Origin of the sequence: Roseimaritima sediminicola (genome assembly GCF_009618275.1) — a bacterium.
Lineage (GTDB): Bacteria > Planctomycetota > Planctomycetia > Pirellulales > Pirellulaceae > Roseimaritima > Roseimaritima sediminicola.
The window spans coordinates 21,729-38,997 of record NZ_WIAD01000036.1 but is presented as its reverse complement, the minus strand read 5'-3'; the positions used below and the strand labels follow the sequence as shown (position 1 = coordinate 38,997).

Annotated in this window: 15 protein-coding genes; 9 read left to right on the top strand and 6 right to left on the bottom strand. The window is 62.9% G+C overall.

Going from position 1 to position 17,269, the window contains the following annotated elements:
• Window positions 1-617: 617 nt before the first annotated feature.
• Together mfd and GE027_RS16225 are read left to right on the top strand one after the other, a co-directional pair.
• Window positions 618-3,800, top strand: coding sequence for a transcription-repair coupling factor (gene mfd, locus GE027_RS16230; RefSeq protein WP_237607586.1), 3,183 nt, complete (start codon window positions 618-620; stop codon window positions 3,798-3,800).
• 137 nt (window positions 3,801-3,937) lie between these two features.
• Window positions 3,938-5,110, top strand: coding sequence for a peptidylprolyl isomerase (locus tag GE027_RS16225; protein WP_153558265.1), 1,173 nt, complete (start codon window positions 3,938-3,940; stop codon window positions 5,108-5,110).
• A 236-nt stretch (window positions 5,111-5,346) separates the two neighbouring features.
• Here the strand turns inward: GE027_RS16225 and GE027_RS16220 are convergent, their stop codons facing one another.
• From GE027_RS16220 to GE027_RS16205, 4 genes are all read right to left on the bottom strand, one after another.
• Entirely contained in the window at window positions 5,347-6,633 is a 1,287-nt protein-coding gene (locus GE027_RS16220; RefSeq protein WP_153558264.1) for a beta-ketoacyl-[acyl-carrier-protein] synthase family protein, read from the bottom strand.
• A 41-nt stretch (window positions 6,634-6,674) separates the two neighbouring features.
• Window positions 6,675-7,181, bottom strand: a complete 507-nt coding sequence (locus GE027_RS16215) for a 3-hydroxyacyl-ACP dehydratase FabZ family protein (protein ID WP_153558263.1) — start codon at window positions 7,179-7,181, stop codon at window positions 6,675-6,677.
• Window positions 7,182-7,258: 77 nt separating this feature from the next.
• Window positions 7,259-7,645, bottom strand: a complete 387-nt coding sequence (locus GE027_RS16210; protein WP_153558262.1) for an acyl carrier protein — start codon at window positions 7,643-7,645, stop codon at window positions 7,259-7,261.
• 128 nt (window positions 7,646-7,773) lie between these two features.
• Entirely contained in the window at window positions 7,774-8,256 is a 483-nt protein-coding gene (locus tag GE027_RS16205) for a 3-hydroxyacyl-ACP dehydratase FabZ family protein (protein ID WP_153558261.1), read from the bottom strand.
• Window positions 8,257-8,390: 134 nt separating this feature from the next.
• Between GE027_RS16205 and proB the strand changes: the two genes are divergently transcribed.
• The gene (proB, locus tag GE027_RS16200) at window positions 8,391-9,581 is read left to right on the top strand and encodes a glutamate 5-kinase (protein ID WP_237607583.1); all 1,191 of its coding nucleotides are present in this window, start codon (window positions 8,391-8,393) and stop codon (window positions 9,579-9,581) included.
• Between the two features lie 19 nt (window positions 9,582-9,600).
• On the opposite strand, the gene tilS is transcribed toward proB, so the two are convergent.
• Window positions 9,601-10,614, bottom strand: a complete 1,014-nt coding sequence (gene tilS, locus GE027_RS16195; protein ID WP_153558259.1) for a tRNA lysidine(34) synthetase TilS — start codon at window positions 10,612-10,614, stop codon at window positions 9,601-9,603.
• A 306-nt stretch (window positions 10,615-10,920) separates the two neighbouring features.
• Here tilS and rny point away from each other — a divergent pair, with 306 nt between their 5' ends.
• Window positions 10,921-12,483 (top strand): ribonuclease Y, encoded by a 1,563-nt coding sequence (gene rny, locus GE027_RS16190; protein WP_153558258.1) that lies wholly within the window; start codon window positions 10,921-10,923, stop codon window positions 12,481-12,483.
• On the top strand, window positions 12,483-13,268 hold the full coding sequence (locus GE027_RS16185; protein ID WP_153558257.1) for a TIGR00282 family metallophosphoesterase: 786 nt from the start codon (window positions 12,483-12,485) through the stop codon (window positions 13,266-13,268). The genes rny and GE027_RS16185 overlap by 1 nt, the downstream gene beginning before the upstream one ends.
• 70 nt (window positions 13,269-13,338) lie before the next feature.
• Here GE027_RS16185 and GE027_RS16180 read toward each other — a convergent pair whose 3' ends face one another.
• Window positions 13,339-13,944 carry a peptidylprolyl isomerase gene (locus tag GE027_RS16180; RefSeq protein WP_153558256.1) on the bottom strand — a complete coding sequence of 202 codons (606 nt, stop codon included), beginning with the start codon at window positions 13,942-13,944 and terminating at the stop codon, window positions 13,339-13,341.
• 242 nt (window positions 13,945-14,186) lie between these two features.
• On the opposite strand from GE027_RS16180, the gene GE027_RS16175 reads away from it, so the two are divergent.
• From GE027_RS16175 to GE027_RS16160, 4 genes are all read left to right on the top strand, one after another.
• Window positions 14,187-15,143 (top strand): 3-keto-disaccharide hydrolase, encoded by a 957-nt coding sequence (locus GE027_RS16175; protein ID WP_153558255.1) that lies wholly within the window; start codon window positions 14,187-14,189, stop codon window positions 15,141-15,143.
• Window positions 15,144-15,429: 286 nt separating this feature from the next.
• The gene (locus GE027_RS16170; protein ID WP_153558254.1) at window positions 15,430-16,260 is read left to right on the top strand and encodes an endonuclease/exonuclease/phosphatase family protein; all 831 of its coding nucleotides are present in this window, start codon (window positions 15,430-15,432) and stop codon (window positions 16,258-16,260) included.
• 14 nt (window positions 16,261-16,274) lie between these two features.
• Window positions 16,275-16,577 carry a P-II family nitrogen regulator gene (locus GE027_RS16165; RefSeq protein WP_153558253.1) on the top strand — a complete coding sequence of 101 codons (303 nt, stop codon included), beginning with the start codon at window positions 16,275-16,277 and terminating at the stop codon, window positions 16,575-16,577.
• A gap of 158 nt (window positions 16,578-16,735) precedes the next feature.
• Window positions 16,736-17,254 carry a hypothetical protein gene (locus GE027_RS16160; RefSeq protein ID WP_153558252.1) on the top strand — a complete coding sequence of 173 codons (519 nt, stop codon included), beginning with the start codon at window positions 16,736-16,738 and terminating at the stop codon, window positions 17,252-17,254.
• Window positions 17,255-17,269: the final 15 nt, after the last annotated feature.

The window sequence follows — 17,269 nt, the reverse complement described above, 5'->3', positions numbered from 1 at the left end:
TGAGGCGGGGCAGGGCGGTAGGAGGAGGAGGGGGAGAATTGCAAAGTGCAAATTGCAAATTTTTAATTTCCTGACTTTAACGGAATCTATGTACGACAAGAAAAGATTTCTCCCCTCTCCCCCGAAGCCTGGCGAGCCTAAGCGAGCCAGGCTTCGGGGGAGAGGGGGCGGGGGTGAGGGGGATGCAGAGCAGCAGCACCATGGCCGTATCTCGATGCGGTGCACGGCAGTGGGGATCGTACGTCATGAGTCATTCCGTTACACCTGAGCCCCCTCACCCCCGGCCCCTCTCCCACCACTGCTTCACTCGCTGACGCTCGCGGCGCCGCGGGGGAGAGGGGAGAAAACACTGCATTTGACCGCCCCGCGTTGTACATAGATTCCGATAGAGTTAGCAAATTGCAAATCTGAGATCTCAAATCTCAGATCTGCAATCCGATCCTTTGGACTTGCTCCTTCCGCTAGAATACGTCGACTTTACCTGTCACTTCTTCGGGCTTGCTGGGGCGAGCTCGGCGGAGGGGACTTCGTTGACACCCGTGATACCCAGGAGTGACGTGACCGAAGCGGCGATCGCAGAGAGTATCGAACTGACCGCACTGCCGCGGCAATTGGCTGTGGCGGCGGAGCTGGCTGCGCCGCTGGATCGTTGGCAGCCCGGCCAGAACCTGTGGTTCGAGGGCGTCTATGGCAGTGTCCGGGCCCTGTTGGCCGCCACGCTTTGTCCACACAACCGAGCCACCTTGGTGCTGTTGCCCGAAGCGGTGGATGCCGAGGTCGTGGCCAGCGACCTGCAAGCGTTTGGGGTCAGCAACGTGTGCTCGTTGCCGCTGTCGGCCAACACGCAGGCCCCGGAGTCGATCCGCGACGCCGACTTTGCCGATCGCCTGCAAGTGCTGCAGCGGCTGCGTCATCTGGACGAGAACGACCAGCCGCTGGTGGTCACCGCATACGTGGGCGCGGCCCTGCAGGCCGTTCCCTCACCCCACGCGATCGCTCAGGCGACGCGGATGCTGCGCGTGGGCGAGACGCTGGACCTGGAGGACACGCGGCGGTGGTTGGCCGAAGCCGGTTTCCATCCGGCCACCGCGGTGGAATTGCCCGGGGAATTCTCGCAGCGCGGCGGCATCCTGGACATCTATTCGCCGGACCAACCGCTGCCGCTGCGGATCGAATTGTTCGGCGACGACATCGAATCGATCCGGCGTTTCGATCCGGCCAGCCAACGCAGCACCGAAACGCTCGACGAGGTCGAACTGGCGGCCGTGGGCAGCTCGGTCGCCACCCCGGGCCGCCTGATCGATTACCTGCCCGAAGACGCCGCCGTTGTGGTCGTGGACCCCCAGCGTTGTCAAAGCAGCGCCAAGGCCCTGGCCGATCGCAGCGGGGCCAGCGGCGACTTCGGTTCCTGGCAGGAGCTGCTGGCCAGTTTCGTCGGCCATCGCGTGGCCCTGGCCAGCGACTTGGCACCCGGCGACGCCGACAACCTGGTGTCCCTGCGGACCGCGTCGGTCGAAAGCTTCATCGGCAATCTGGAACAGGTTCAGGAGCGGATCGACACGGTGGCCGCCGGACACCGTGTGGTGGTCGTCGGCGATACGGGCGCCGAAGCCGAACGGTTGAGCGAACTGCTGCGGAGCACCCAAGCGGCGAAGGAGGGCCGCCTGAAGGTGACCGTCGCCTCACTGAGCGGTGGGTTCCGGCTGGCCGGCGCCGAAGCCCTGGTTTTGACCGGTGCGGAACTGTTTCATCGCAGCCCGGTGCGCCGCGTCAAGACCCGCGTGCGCGGCAAGCCCATCGACAGCTTCCAGCAGCTGAAAGCCGGCGACCTGGTCGTCCATCTGTCCCACGGCATCGGACTGTATCGCGGGATGGAGCTGATCGAGAAACAGGGTCATGGCCAGGAGCACCTGGTCATCGAGTTTGCCGAAGGCACCAAGATCTATGTGCCGGCGGCCCGCATCGGCTTGATCCAGCGCTATGTCGGCGGCAGCAAGACGCGGCCGCGACTGGCCAAGATCGGCGGGACGGCGTGGAGCAAAAATAAAAAGGCCGCCGAAGCCGCCGTCCACGATATGGCTTCGGAACTGCTGGACGTCCAAGCCGCGCGGGCTTCGCGCAGCGGCCTGGCTTTCAACGTCGACAGTCACTGGCAACAACAATTCGACGCCATCTTTCCCTACACCGAAACCCCGGACCAATTGCGGGCGATCGAAGCCTTTAAAGAGGACATGCAGCAACCGCGGCCGATGGACCGGTTGATCTGCGGCGACGTGGGCTATGGCAAAACGGAAGTCGCCATGCGGGCGGCGTTCAAAGCCGTCGACAGCGGATTTCAGGTGGCCGTGCTGGTTCCCACGACGGTGCTGGCCGAACAGCACTACCACAGCTTCACCACGCGAATGGCCGAGTTTCCCTTCGACATCGCTAAACTGAGCCGTTTCGTGTCCGCCAAAGAACAGCGCGACGTCGTCAAGCGGCTGAAGAGCGGCAATGTCGACATCGTGATCGGCACCCACCGCTTGGCTTCCAAAGACGTCGACTTCTACAACCTCGGACTGGTGATCATCGACGAGGAGCAGCGGTTCGGTGTGGCGGTCAAGGAACGGCTGAAAACGCTGCACAGCAACGTCGACGTGCTGACGCTCTCGGCCACGCCGATCCCGCGGACGCTGCACATGGCCCTGGTGGGGGCGCGCGACATCAGCAATCTGGAAACGCCGCCCGAGGACCGGATGCCGGTGGAAACGCACGTCGGCCGCTGGGACGATTCCATGATCCGCGACGCCATCGTGCGAGAATTGAACCGGGGCGGACAAATCTACTTTGTGCATAACCGGATCGGCGATATGGGAGCCATCGCCGAACGCCTCAAACGCATCGTCCCGGAGGTGCGGATCGGCATCGGACACGGTCAGATGGCCGAAGGGGAACTGGAACGCGTGATGGTGGGGTTTGTCGAGCGTCAGTTCGACCTGCTGCTGGCTACGACGATCATCGAAAGCGGACTGGACATCCCCAACGCCAACACGATCTTCGTCGACCAGGCCGATCGCTATGGGCTGGCCGACCTGCACCAGTTGCGCGGTCGCGTCGGTCGCTACAAGAACCAGGCCTACTGCTATCTGATGGTCGACCGAAATAAATTTCTCACGCCCGAAGCCTCGAAACGGCTGCGAGCGATCGAGGAGTTTTCGCAGATGGGGGCGGGCTTTGCCATCTCGATGCGGGACCTGGAAATTCGCGGCGCCGGAAACCTGCTGGGCACGCAGCAGAGCGGCCACATCGCCGCGGTGGGTTACGAGCTGTACTGCCAACTGCTCGAGGATGCCGTCCGCAAGGCCCAGAATCTGCCGCCCAAGCTGTCGGCGGAAGTCGATATCGACATGCCGGTCGAAGCCTATCTGCCGGCGGACTACGTCCCGGACATGCGGCACAAGATCGATCTCTACCGGCGGATCTCGCGGATCGACGGCGCCGCTCAGATCGCCGAGATGCGTGAGGAGCTGCTGGATCGTTTCGGCCCTCCACCGCCTCCGGTCGAGCGGATGCTGCAGCTGGCCGAACTGCGGCTGGACGCGGCCATCTGGTTGATCTCCAGCCTGCAGACGCAAACCGGATTCCTGGTGCTGAACTACAGCGATTCCGGGCGGATCGAGCAACTGGCTCGCCAGAGCAAGCATCCGGTACGCATTGTCGACTGCCGCAAGGCCTACGTGCCGGCCAAGGAGATCGATCCCGACGACCCCACCGGCGTGGGCTGGCTGCAGCTGGCTCGCCGCGTGCTCAGCCCCGGCTAGCATTGCCGCCCGTCGATTCTGGTTGACACCCCCGCGGGCTTCTGCGTACAAGCGAAGCGAACCGTCATGATCGATCCGGACCGGCCCGCCAGGGACGCGTCCGTTCGGCCCCGTTTCTCGCACTCCTTCGACGCCCCATGCTCGCTGCCGCTGTCCCATTCCGCTCGCCTGCGCCGGCGATTCTGCTGGCCGGTTTGCTGTTGTCGATGCCCTCGATGGCCGCTGCCCAGCAAGCGCCTTCGCCAGAAAAGATCGAGGAAGCGTTGGCGACCGAACTGCCGGAAAACCCCGCCGCGCTGATCGCCGTGGTCGGACAGTCGCCGATCCTGTTGGGCGATTTGATGCCCAAAATCGACCGCCGCCTGCAGATGGTCGAAGAGCAACAGGGCCGTCCGTTGACCGAAGAAGAAATCAAGTACGGCCGCGTCAACATGCTCCGCGGCCTGCTGCAGCAAGCGATCCAAGCCAAAATGATGGGCGAAGCGTTCCTCTTGAAACAGGCCGGAACGCAGGGCGCCGACAAGCGAGCCGAGGTGCAGAAAATGATGCATTCACGGGCCCGCAAACTGTTCTACGAAAGTCAGGTCCCGCACCTGATGGAGAAACTGGAGCTGACCGAATTAACCGAGCTGGACGAAAGACTGCGTTCGCAGGGCTCGTCGCTGGAAAGCCAACAGCGGGAGTTCGTCGACAGCATGCTCGGACGCATGTACTTGAACGAAGTGGTCGACCAGGATCCCAAGATCACCATCTTTGAGATCCAAGAGTACTACGACGGGCACCGGGACGAGTTCCGTCAAGCGGCGCAGGCAAAATGGGAACAGTTGACCGTGCGTTTTGACCGCTTTGACTCGCGTCAGGAAGCCGCCGAGGCGCTCGCGGCGATGGGCAACGAAGCCCTGTTCGGAGGCAATATGCAGGCGGTGGCCAAGAAGAAATCCCAGGAACCCTTCGCCTCGGCTGGCGGATTCCACGACTGGACCCAGCGCGGATCGCTGGTGTCCAAACGGCTGGAGGATCAGATCTTTGCCCTGCCGCTGAACAAGATGAGCCCTTTTATCGAGGACGAAGTCGGCCTGCACATCGTCCGCGTCCTAGACCGCAAAGAGGCCGGCCTGCGGCCCATCTCCGAAGTGCAGGATGAAATCCGCGAGAAGCTCCGCAAGCAGCGGATCGCCGAATCCGAGGAACGACTGCTGGCCGACATGCAGTCCAAGGTGCCGGTCTGGAGCATCTTTCCCGAGGACGTCCAAGGCGCGATGCCGCTGGAACGCACCGCCGCCAAAGAAACCCAGCAGCAGCAGCGCTGAGCCCACGCGGCCGAGGCTTCCCAGTGGCATAGGCTTCTAGCCTGTGATTTTTATTCTGGTCTTCACAGGCTGGAAGCCTATGCCACTGTCTTCACAGGCTGGAAGCCCATGCCACTGGTTTCACAGGCTGGAAGCCTATGCCACTGTCTTCACAGGCTGGAAGCCTATGCCACTGGTCTTCACAGGCTGGAAGCCTATGCCACTGGTTTTCACAGGCTGGAAGCCTATGCCACTGGTTATTTGCCGTCGTAGCGGCCGAGGCAGAGGGTGACGTTCTGGCCGCCGAACCCGAAGCTGTTGTTCAGGGCGTAGCGGATCTCGGCCGGACGGGCTTCGTTGGGCACGTAGTCCAGATCGCACAGTGGGTCGGGGTTGTGATAGTTGATCGTCGGCGGCAGCACCGAGTCGCGGATCGCCAACAGGCAGACGATCATTTCGGTGACGCCGGCGGCGGCGATCAGGTGCCCCATCATGCTCTTGGTACTGCTGACCGGCACCTTGTCGGCGGCTTCGCCGAACACGGTCCGGCAGGCCAGCGTTTCGACTTTATCGTTCACCGTCGTGCTGGTGCCGTGGGCGTTGACGTACTGGATGTCTGCGGGGTTCAGCCCCGCATCGGCGATGCTCATCCGCATGCTGGCGATCCCACCGTGGCCGTCCGGCGGGATGTCGGTGATGCGGTAGGCATCGGCGGTGGTCCCATAGCCGAGGACTTCGCCATAGATCGTGGCCCCACGGCGTTTGGCGTATTCCAATTCTTCCAGAACGACCATCGCCGATCCTTCGCCCAGGACGAACCCATCGCGGGTGGCGTCAAAGGGTCGGCTGGCCTTGGTCGGTTCGTCGTTGCGTTCGCTCAGTGCGGTCAGCAGATTGAACCCCGTCACGCCGAAGGGGTGGATCATGCTGTGCGTGCCGCCGGAGAGCATCACGTCGGCATCGCCGCGGCGAATGATCTCCGTCGCTTCGCCCACGGCTTGGCTGCTGGCCGCGCAGGCGGTCAAGCAGTTGTAGTTGGGCCCTTGGGCGTTGAACATTCCGGCCAAGTGGGCGGCCGGCATGTTGGGTTCTTGTTCCAGTTCGACGGCCGGGTCGAGGATTTCCAGGCCTTTGCGGATGAACTTTTCCGCGTCGTATTCTCCGTCGGCCAGCGAAGCGGCCATCATCTGCGAGAACGAGGCAAAGTCCTGATTGCCTTCGCCGCTGCCCAGGTACACGCCGAACCGGGTCGGATCGACTCCGCTGTCCAGCACACCGCTGTCGGCGATCGCTTGCTTGGCCGCACCGGCGGCGAACTTGGTATGTCGTCCGCGATGCTTCCACTGCTCGGCCGACTCGCCGCTGTCGGTGATGTCCCAGTTTTTAACTTCGGCCGAGATTTTGGTGGGAAACCCGCTGGCATCGAACAACGTGGTATAGCCCACGCCGCTCTTGCCCTCTTGCAGGCCGGACCAGACGGTTTGCACGTCATGCCCCATGGGGTTGATCATGCCGATGCCGGTGACAACAACTCGTCGACGCATATTCGGTTCGCGCTGGGTGCGTGGCGGTAAAAAAACGGAAGTTACAAGTTTGGCGAAATTTCCAACGGCTGTCCATCGGCATCGACGGCCACATGGAACAAGTCCATCAACCGCAGCATGGTCAGCAGATCGCCTTTGTTAAACATCGATTCCACCCCGAATCGTTTTGCATCCAGGAAGGCGAACATCAGATCCACCTCCGCTTGCAACTGGCCATCGCAGTGGCTGGTACAACTGCAGATGGCCCCTTCGGACTGGGTGTTTTCCAGTTTTGCGTAGTAGTGCAACTGGTCGCCGGGCCGGGCGCTACGGTGGTAGACCGCGCGGTTGACCTTGGCCAGCACCACGCGGACTTTGAAATCAAAATGCTCGGCGACCAGGATCCCGCTCAGCTGCGCCAGGCCTTCGATAATCAACGTCGGAGGAAAGAAGGGGTGGCCCGGGAAGTACTCGTCGACCACCTCTTCGTCCAACGCCACACATTTGATTCCGCGGGCGTGACTGCCGCTTTGAAATTCAGTGAACCGGTCGAGCCACAGCCAACGCATCGTTCGTTACCGCCGAGAAAACAGAAGCAGACAAAAAGGGTCGGGACGCCACGCCATGCTTCCTTGCAAAACGGCGTCTAGTTGGCTTTGGCTTTGACGTAGGAGCACATGTCCTGAACGGTCAGCAGATTGCCGAAGTCCTGGACGCGGGGATTCTCTTCAAAGTTGCTCAGGTCGGCCCAGGGCATCCGCCGCTTGAGTTCCTCGAGGCCCTGGGCGGTGACTTTGCCGTCGTCGACGTAGGTGCTGTTGGTGAGGATGTCCTCGGGCCACAGCTCTTCGCGAGGGATTTGGATATCGAACGATTTTTCCAGCTTGAACACGATGTCCAGGAAGTCGATCGACTCGGCGCCCAGATCCCCCACCAAGGTGGCGTCCGGAGTCACTTCGTCTTCATCGACACCCAAAGCGTCTTCCAAAGCTTCGCGAACTTTCTGAAAAATTTCTTCGTCGGTATAGGCCATTAGAGAGTTCCTACAATGCAGTTGTGTAAGGGGCAGTGGAAGGGAAGGTGAGCGGAAATGTGGGGGCGAAGCCCGGGAGCGTCCACGCGGAGCGGGGCGAGTCGAAGCGAAAGTCTTGGCGTGGGAGGCTATGCTGTAGCGGAAATCGCTTCGCTGAACAATTCAGAAAACTGTTTTTTTAACCGTCCCCGGACAAATTCATCGGTTTGCAGGCGTTCGGGATGGCCCGTGCCCTTCTTTTCCAATATCAAGCGGGCCGAGACGGTGGTCCGTTCGCCCTTGCAGGCCTTGGCTTTGACCGTCACCAGGCCGTCTTTCTCTTTGACGCATTCGGCCGTCACCCGCAGCGTCTCGCCGGGCGTCAAAAAATCGCCAAATTTGACGCTCTTGGCCTCGCGCAGCACGACCAGCGGGTGGGCAAAATCGTCCCCGGTGTACACCATCCAAAACGCCGCTTGATGCAGGGCTTCCAGCATCATCACGCCGGGCATCACGGGAAACCGCGGAAAATGATCCAGCAGGTATTCTTCGTCGGCACGCAACGTCCGCGTCGCTACCAGCTTGCGTCCGGGCACAAGCTCGATGATCGAGTCCAGCTGGCAGTATCGCATAAGACGCTTTGGGGGCATTGCTAAGGGGGACTAGGAAAGCCATAGAATAGTTACCCGCAATTCCCGACTCAACCGGCCTTTCGTACACTTAAGCAATCCGTTCGTCCCTCCCTTGTCGAGTCCTGGAGAATTCCTTGCCCTCTACTTCGCAAACCGTGACCGCGCCCGACCCTCAACGCCTTGCGGCGATCTCGCAAGCCAGACGGGTGATCGTCAAAGTCGGAACGCGAGTGTTGACCAATGCCAACGGCCAACTGGATGTGCCCCAGCTGGAGCGGCTGTCCGCCCAGTTGTGCGAGATCGCCGACACCGGCCGGCAAGTGATTCTAGTCAGCAGTGGTGCGGTGGGTGCAGGCATGGGCCGGTTGGGGCTGGATTCCCGCCCTACAGGCCTTTCCAAGCTGCAGGCCCTGGCGGCCATCGGACAGGCCCAGCTGATCCAGGTCTACGAGGCGGCCATGGCTCAGGGCGGATACCACGCCGCCCTGGTCCTGTTGACGGCCGAGGACCTGCGACACCGAACCAGTTACCTGAATGTCCGCAATGCCCTGTCCCAGATCCACGACCTGGGCGCGATCGCCGTGATCAACGAAAACGACTCGGTGGCCGTCGAGGAACTGATGACCACCTTCGGCGACAACGACCGCATGGCGGCCGCCGTGTCGGGCCTGCTGCAGGAGGCGCTGCTCATCATTCTGTCCGACGTTGAGGGGTTGATGGACGGGCCGCCCGACCAGCCCACCAGCCAGGTCATCCCCACGGTGGAAAAGCTGGACGAACCCGTCTGGGACCTGGTGCAGGCGCCCACCGCCGGCGGGCTGAGCAAGGGCGGCATGGCCAGCAAGTTGCACGCGGCGGCCGCGGCCTGTGCCTACGGCCACCCCACGATCATCGCCTCGGGACGCTGCCCCGACGTGCTCAAGCGGATCTGCGCCGGCGAGCCGCTGGGCACCCTGTTCAAGCCGGTCTCGGATCCGCTCCGCGGACGCCGCCGCTGGATCGGACACGCCGCGGCCATCACCGGGCGAATCGGTATCGACCAGGGCGCGGCCGATGCCATCGTCGCCGGCGGCAGCCTGCTGGCGATCGGCGTGGTCGGCTGCAGCGGCTTGTTCGAACGCGGCGACTGTGTGGAAGTCTGCGACCCCAGCGGCCGCACGGTCGCTCGGGGCCTGATCAATTACCCGGCCGACGAACTGTCCCGGATCGCCGGACTGCCCAGCGACCAGATCGCCGACGTGCTGGGACACTGCCCCTTCGAAACCGTCCTCCACCGCGACAACATGACGATCGAAAACGACGACCCCGGCGAACCGCTGCTGTGAGTGGAGGAGTCAGGAGGTTTCAGATTTCCGATTCCAACCTCAACTCGCTGCCGTGCCGGTGCAGGCGGATGTTTCCCGGCAGGGTCTGCGGCGGGGCCTGAGGATTCGAAATCGCGCGGGCGATTCGCTGCCAGTGTTCGGCGCTGAAGCCGCCGCGGGACCATCTCTGCCGGTCCCAGGCTTTTTGCAGGGCCCGCACGATGGTCGCCTCGGCCGCCGACTGGTCGCGCACCGTTAATCGGCCCGGCGCGAAACGGACGCACTGCTCCAGCCAGCGATCGGCGGCGGCGTCGAGCACCTGCAGGACGTCGGCTTGCTGCTGGATCGTCTGGGCCAATCGCTGACCGGCTCCGGGATACTGCTGCTCGATCTCGGGCAGCAGATGATGCCGCAGCCAGTTGCGTTTGTAGTGCAACTGGGCGTTGCTGGCGTCTTCCCGCCAGGGCTGGCCCCGAGCCTTCAGGGCGGCGCGGAGGTCGCCGCGGGGCAGCTGTAGCAAAGGCCGAATCAACATCACGTCGGCGACCAGCTCGCGACTGCGGGGCATGCCGGCCAGTCCCTGCGGGCCGCAGCCGCGCAGCATCTGATGCAGCAGCGTCTCCACGTTGTCCTCGCGCGTATGCCCGACGGCCACCCAGCGGGCGCCACAGCGATGCGCTTCGGTTCCCAGGAACCGATAACGCAGCTCGCGCAGGCTCGCTTCGTCGGCCACCGCGACGCCGGCTGCCGATGGGGATGCGGTCCCGACGACGAAAGGCAACTGCAGGCGACCGGCCAGCCGCCGCACGAAGTCGGCATCGGCGTCGGCGGCCGCGCCGCGGAGTCCGTGATGGTAGTGCGCCACGCGCAGGGTGCCGCGGCCGCGGTGCGCGGCATGCACCGCGGCCATCGCGCACAGCAGGGCGACGCTGTCAGCTCCGCCGCTGACGGCCACCAAGCACGGCACATCGACCCAACTGGCCGCCGGCCAGGCGTCCTCCAAGCGGTGGCACAGCCCGCGGAAAGCGTCGCCGAAAGGCTTTTCGTTCCCCATTGTTTCAGCCCGCTATCACAACTGGTAGGATTGCCCGCAGCCACGAGAGCGATCGCGGGAATGGCTCCCGAGATCGAGCTCTGGCCGATTGATCTTGAGAACACACAACTCGCCAGTAGACCGGCCGGTTACTCTCGTGGGCAATCGTTTCTCGTCTTTGAATTTTGACAGGCTAACGCTGTTGATCGGTCACGGAAACGGTGTTCCGCGTTTGCCCTCGGGACGTCCCGCAGGAAATGCCATCCCGATAGCCCCCTCCGCCACCCCGGTTTTCCGGCGATTCTCCCCCATATAGAGGATCGCGACATGCTCGACCCGTTCGTACTCATTGCCGTCTTGCTGGCGGCTGTGTTCGGTTGCTTCTTGACTTTGGGCATCGAAAGATGGATTCGGGCCAGGGGACGCCAGGAAGCGCAAAGCGAGGCGGAGCGAATTCTGGAACTGGCTAAGGCCGAAGTCGCCAACCTGAAGGACCGTGCCCGCCTGGAGGCCAAAGAGGCGGCGATGAGCATCAAGGCACAGGCCGAGGAGGAAATCAGCAAGTCTCGCGAACAGGTTCGCAGCGAAGCCGCCCGGGTTCAGCAGCAACGCGATGCGTTGACCGCCCAAGAGGCCAGCTTGCAGAAACAGGCTCGAGGCCTGGAAAACACCCAGCAGCGGCTGACCGCACAGATCGAAACGGCCAACAAACATCGCAGCCAACTGGAGGCGGCGGCCAAACGCCAGGTCGCCGCGCTGCAGGAGGTCAGCGGGTTGTCGCGGGAGGAAGCCGTCACCCGGCTGATGACCAACCTCGAACAGGAACTGGAACAGGAAGTCGGCACGGCGGTCCTGCGGCACGAGCGACGGGTGACCGAACTGGCCGACAGCAAGGGCCGCGAGATCCTGCTGACCGCCATCCAACGCTATGCCTCGGCCCATACCGCCGAATCGACGACCAGCACCGTCGACATCCCCAACGACGACATGAAGGGCCGCATCATCGGCCGCGAAGGCCGCAACATCCGCAGCTTTGAAAAGGCCACCGGCGTCGACGTGATCATCGACGATACCCCCGGCGTGGTGATCGTCAGCGGGTTCGATCCGGTCCGCCGCGAAATCGGCCGGATGTCGCTGGATAAATTAATTGCGGACGGCCGGATCCATCCCTCGCGGATCGAAGAGGTCGTGGCGGCGACCGAAAAAGAAATCGATTCGTTCATCATGAACAAGGGTCGCGAAGCGATCGAAGAAGTGAACCTGCCGGGATTGCCCGACAAGATCGTGCAGATGCTGGGCCGCTTGCACTTCCGCACCAGCTACAGCCAGAACGTGCTGCGACACAGCGTCGAAGTGGCCTTTCTGTCCGGTTTGCTGGCCGAGATGATCGGCCTCGATGGCGACCTGGCTCGACACTGCGGACTGCTGCACGATATCGGCAAGGCGGCCGACCACGAACTGGAGGGCGGGCACCCCAAAATCGGAGCCGACCTGCTGAAACGTCACAACCAGCCGCCCGAAGTCGTGCACGCCGCCCTCGGGCACCACGATGAAATCGTCACCGAATACCCCTACACGATGCTGGTCGCCACGGCCGATGCCTGCAGCGCCAGCCGCCCGGGGGCGCGCCGCGAGTCCCTGGAACGGTACATCAAACGCATGGAAGAGCTGGAAGCGATCGCCACCGGCTTTGACGGCGTCCAGCAGGCCTTCGCCATCCAGGCCGGCCGCGAACTGCGGGTCATCGTCGGGGCCGAAAAAACCGACGATGCCAAGGCCGCCTTGGTGTGCCGCAAAATCGCCAAAGCCTTCGAGCAACAGCTGACCTATCCCGGCGAAATCAAAGTCACCGTGGTGCGGGAGAGCCGTTTTACCGAGGTCGCACGCTGATGCGCATCCTGTTCCTGGGCGACATCGTCGGCAAACCCGGCATGTCCGCGATCAAAGCTCACCTGCGCGATCTGCGCACCGAACATCGCTTGGATCTGGTGATCGCCAACGCCGAGAACGCCGCCGATGGATCGGGTTTGACGGTGCGTCAATTCGATGCCCTGATCCGCGACGGCGTCGACGCGATAACCATGGGCGATCACGTGTACCGCAAACGCGAGATCTATCCGCGACTGGAATCCGACCGGCGGATCGTGCGCCCGGCCAACTATCCGGCCAGCGCCCCCGGCAAACCCTGGACCACCATCACCGCCCCCGACGGGACCACCGTGGCGATCTTTGCCCTGCTGGGCCGAGTCCACACGCGCCCGGTCGACTGCCCCTTCGCCGCCGCCGACCGTGTGCTGGAAGAATTGCCGGCCGCGGCCACGGTGAAAATTGTGGACGTGCACGCCGAAGCGACCAGCGATAAACAGTTGCTGGGACGCTACCTGGACGGGCGGGTTTCCGCCGTGCTGGGAACCCATACCCACGTCCCCACAGCCGATGCCGCGGTGTTGCCCGGCGGCACGGCGTTTCAGTGCGACGTGGGCATGACCGGCCCCTACGACAGCATCATCGGACGCAGCATCGAACGCGTCCTAAAAACCACGATCAGCTTCGAACCGGTACACTACCACGTGGCCACCGGCGACGTGCGACTGTGCGGCGCGTTGGTCCACGTAGACCCGGCCAGCGGCCGCTGCGAAAGCATCGAAAGGTTCGAGCACCGAGCAGAGGCATAGGTTTCCAGTGGCATAGGCTTCCAGCCTGTGAACAGTGGCATAGGCTTCCAGCCTGTGAAAGCCTCTCCCTCTACTTGTCAGCTTCGCCGTCGTTTTTAACCACGCGTGCCTTGGTGATCGTGATCGGCTCGACCGGGACGTTGGCATGTCCAGCTTTGGTGCTGGTTTCGACCGCGGCGATCTTGTCGACCACTTCCTTGCCCTCGATCACTTTGCCGAACACGGCATAGCCGAAACCGTCGGCCGACTCTTCGCGGTTGAGGAACGAATTATCGGCGTGGTTGATAAAGAATTGGCTCGTGGCGCTGTGGGGATGAGGCGTGCGAGCCATGGCGACCGAGTAGGGCACGTTCTTCAGCCCGTTGCCGGCTTCGTTTTCGATCGGCTCGCGGGTCTCCTTCTCCTTCATGTCGGCGGTCATGCCGCCACCCTGGATCATGAAGTCCTTGATCACGCGGTGAAACACGGTGCCATCGTAGTGGCCCTCTTCGACGTACTGAACAAAGTTCTTGACCGTCTTGGGCGCCTTGTCGTCATCCAGGGCCAACTTGATTTTGCCCGCGGTCGTATCGAGTTCGACCACGACCGGGTCGGCAGCGGTAGCCGAACCGACGGACAGCAAAAACGCCAACGAAGCAACGGCCAACAAGCGAACGGAGGAGAGGGAGCGGTTCATCAACACGACTCTTTGGGAAAGGTGGGAAACAAGCGGTTAGTCCGTTTCAAACGGGCATTCATTGTTGCCGAGCCCGATGCCGAGACAACCCCCGCAGCGGAGCGAGCAAATCTCAAAATCTCTTGCCACAACCCCCCGCTGCCAATCTCGCTCCGCCGCGGCGGGAAGTACAATGGGCCAAAAGGGTTTCTTTTTTTCGTGTCCGACAACGCTTCGATTGCTATCGTCCCGTGAATAAGACAATGAGAGTTTCGTTTCTGCTGCTCCTCTTCGCCACTGCCTCCTTGCTGGCCTGCCCCGTCTCCTCCGCGCTCGCCCTTCAGCCACCCGCGGAGGAAAAACCCGCAGAGCAAAAACCCGCTGAGAAGAAACCCGCTGAGAAGAAACCCGCTGAGGAAAAACCGGCTGAGCAGGATGACGCGAAGCCGGCTGAGTTGGATCCGGCCAAGTATCCGAAACTGCCGAAAGTGGGAGCGGACAACTCGGGAGCGATCGCCGGGTTGCCGTGGCGTGTCCACGACATCTATCGGCCTCGCCCCGCGCAGGTGACGCCGGGCGAGGTGGACCTGAACAAGGGGCAGGGGACGACCGCGCCGAGTGACGCGATTGTCTTGTTCGATGGCACCGACCTGTCGGCTTGGGCTCACATCCGCGGCGGCGACCAACTGTACAAGCCGCGATGGAAAGTGGAGAACGGCTACATGGAGGTCGTCGGCGGCACGGGCAGCCTGCACACGATCGATACGTTCGGCAGTTGCCAGCTGCACATCGAATGGTCCTCCCCCGAACCGGCTCGGGGAGCCAGCCAGGGTCGCGGCAACAGCGGCATCAAGCTGTTCAACGTCTACGAAGTCCAGGTGCTCGATTCGTTCGACAACTTTACCTACGCCGACGGCCAGGCCGGGGCGATCTATGGGCAATTCCCGCCCGAGGTGAACGCCGCCCGCCAGCCCGGCCAGTGGCAGACCTACGACATCCTGTTCCGAGCTCCCGAATTCACCGATGGCAAAGTCACGCGTCCGGCCGTGATCACGGTGCTGCACAACGGCGTCATGATCCACCACGCTCGCGAACTCAAAGGCGTGGCCCGAGCCGGCCGTTCCCCGGTCTATTCGGCGCATCCGCCCGCCGGCCACATCATGCTGCAGGACCACGGCAATCCCGTCCGGTATCGCAACATCTGGATCCGGCCCCTGTAGAGCCCGGTCTACCGAAAAGCCCGGTCTACCGAAAAGACAGGTCTACCGAAAAGACAGGTCTACCGAAAAGACAGGTCTACCGAAAAGGCCGGGGTCCTTGTAAGCCGCCCGGGCTGGCCGTCTACTGTTACGCAGCCAGGCAGGAGTCGTTGGGGAGATCAGCCGAATGTGCCCAGTGGTTCCTACGCACCTGTTTAGTACCCCGCCTGCATCCCGCCGCTACGGAGTTTGGACTGTGACGCGAAGATTCCTGAGTTTGCCTTTGTCTTGTTGCCTGGCCTTGCTGATGACGATGTCGCTCGAAGCCGAAGAGAAGCCTTCCGAACAGAGCTTCGACCTGCTCAGCTACAACATCCGCTACGCCAATCCGGGTGACGGCCAGGACGTGTGGAGCGAGCGACGGGACCGCGTGGCGGAGGTCATCCGCGGGGCCGATGTGGCGGGCCTGCAAGAGGTGACGACCGGTCAACTGAAAGATCTGCAGCAGCGTTGCCCCGATTTTTCCTGGTACGCCGTGGGCCGCACCGACGGCAAACAGGATGGCGAATCCTGCGCGATCGCCTTTCGCAAGGATCGCTACGAACGCTTGGAGGCCGGCACGTTCTGGCTGTCTCCCACCCCCGACGTCGTCGGTTCGAAGGGCTGGGACGCGGCCCTACCGCGAATCGCCAGCTGGGTGCGGCTGCGCGACCGGCACAGCAAGGCCGACTGGTTGGTCGTCAACACCCACCTGGACCATCGCGGCTCGCAGGCGCGCCACGAATCGGCACGGTTGATCCAGCGGAAGCTTCAGTCCTTGGCCAAGGGCGACCCGGTAGTCGTCACCGGCGACTTCAACGCCCGGCCCGACAGCGCTCCTCTCCAAGCCTTTACGGCCGCCGGCGATAAGGTCCACCTGCAGGACAGCCGCGACCTCAGCGACACCGCGGCGGAGGGTCCGAGCGGAACCTGGAACGGCTTCAAAGCCATCGACGACAAGGTCCGCATCGACTACGTCCTGGTCGGCGACCGCGTCCGGGTGAAGACGCATCGAACGCTGAACCCGAAAACCGCCGCAGGACGTTTTGCTAGCGACCACCTGCCGGTCCTGGTCACGCTGTCGCCCCAAGCCCCGTAGCGCGGAGCTGGATCGTGAAACAGATCGTCGCGGTGGTAAAACCCTACCTGACCCAAGCGGTACTGGATAACCTGCGCCGCGCCCCGCTCGAAGGCCTGAGCATCACCGAGGTCAAGGGCTTTGGCCGCCAAAAAAACTACCTCGACCAATACCAGGACCGCGAGTACGCCGAAGCGTTCTTGCCGAAAGTGGAAATCACCATGTGGGTGGACGACCTCCGCGTCGAAGAGGTGGTGCAGAAGGTGGTGGCGGCGGCGCGCAGCGGCCGGATGGGCGACGGCAAAATTTTTGTGATGCCGGTGACGTCGTTCTTCTAGCCATCTTGTACAGCCGGGCCGGTACGCGTCAAAATGGCGTCCCCGCCTCGCGGTGGCTGTCTAGCCCGCAATTCACCTGTTGTCGGCGTGCGAAAACCGTCACAATAGATGGTTTATCGCCCCGTCCAGCCTTCCTTTACGCTGAATCGGTCCCACCCATGCCTCAAACTTCCGTCGTTTTCGGACTTGCTCTGTGCGGGCTGACCGTACTGGGGATGGTAGGCAGCCCCGAAAAACTGGCGACCGCCTTTGTGCCCATGATGCTGGGTATCCCGCTGGTGTTTTGCGGGATCGTTTCGCTGAATCCGCACCGCAAACGCAGCTGGATGTGGGTCGCCGGAACGGTTGCTCTGATCGGCCTGCTGGCTTCTTCGGTCCGGCTGGTGCACCAGGCTTACCAGGTCCTGGACCATCACCTGGTCAACTGGTTCGCACTGGGACTGATGTGGGGCGTGTGCGGACTGTGCTCGGCGTATTTGTTGTTGCTGGGGCTGGACATGTTCCGGCAGCACCGGCGGCGCGGCGGCCGCCGCCGCGGCCGCTCCAAACCGCATACGCCTCCGGCCGAAACCCCGGTGCCGCCCGAGGACACTGCCCACGAAACCATCCGCTCGCCGGCCCTGCTGGCGAGCGAAAAGAAAACGCCTCATTCGATGTCTTCCTCGCTGGGTGCCTGACAACTCGCTGGGTGC

Coding starts and splice junctions, on each gene's coding strand:
- GE027_RS16225 (WP_153558265.1), top strand. CDS start 3,938: ATGCTCGCTGCCGCTGTCCCATTCCGCTCGCCTGCGCCGGCGATTCTG.
- GE027_RS16220 (WP_153558264.1), bottom strand. CDS start 6,633: ATGCGTCGACGAGTTGTTGTCACCGGCATCGGCATGATCAACCCCATG.
- GE027_RS16215 (WP_153558263.1), bottom strand. CDS start 7,181: ATGCGTTGGCTGTGGCTCGACCGGTTCACTGAATTTCAAAGCGGCAGT.
- GE027_RS16210 (WP_153558262.1), bottom strand. CDS start 7,645: ATGGCCTATACCGACGAAGAAATTTTTCAGAAAGTTCGCGAAGCTTTG.
- GE027_RS16205 (WP_153558261.1), bottom strand. CDS start 8,256: ATGCGATACTGCCAGCTGGACTCGATCATCGAGCTTGTGCCCGGACGC.
- tilS (WP_153558259.1), bottom strand. CDS start 10,614: ATGGGGAACGAAAAGCCTTTCGGCGACGCTTTCCGCGGGCTGTGCCAC.
- rny (WP_153558258.1), top strand. CDS start 10,921: ATGCTCGACCCGTTCGTACTCATTGCCGTCTTGCTGGCGGCTGTGTTC.
- GE027_RS16185 (WP_153558257.1), top strand. CDS start 12,483: ATGCGCATCCTGTTCCTGGGCGACATCGTCGGCAAACCCGGCATGTCC.
- GE027_RS16180 (WP_153558256.1), bottom strand. CDS start 13,944: ATGAACCGCTCCCTCTCCTCCGTTCGCTTGTTGGCCGTTGCTTCGTTG.
- GE027_RS16175 (WP_153558255.1), top strand. CDS start 14,187: ATGAGAGTTTCGTTTCTGCTGCTCCTCTTCGCCACTGCCTCCTTGCTG.
- GE027_RS16170 (WP_153558254.1), top strand. CDS start 15,430: ATGACGATGTCGCTCGAAGCCGAAGAGAAGCCTTCCGAACAGAGCTTC.
- GE027_RS16160 (WP_153558252.1), top strand. CDS start 16,736: ATGCCTCAAACTTCCGTCGTTTTCGGACTTGCTCTGTGCGGGCTGACC.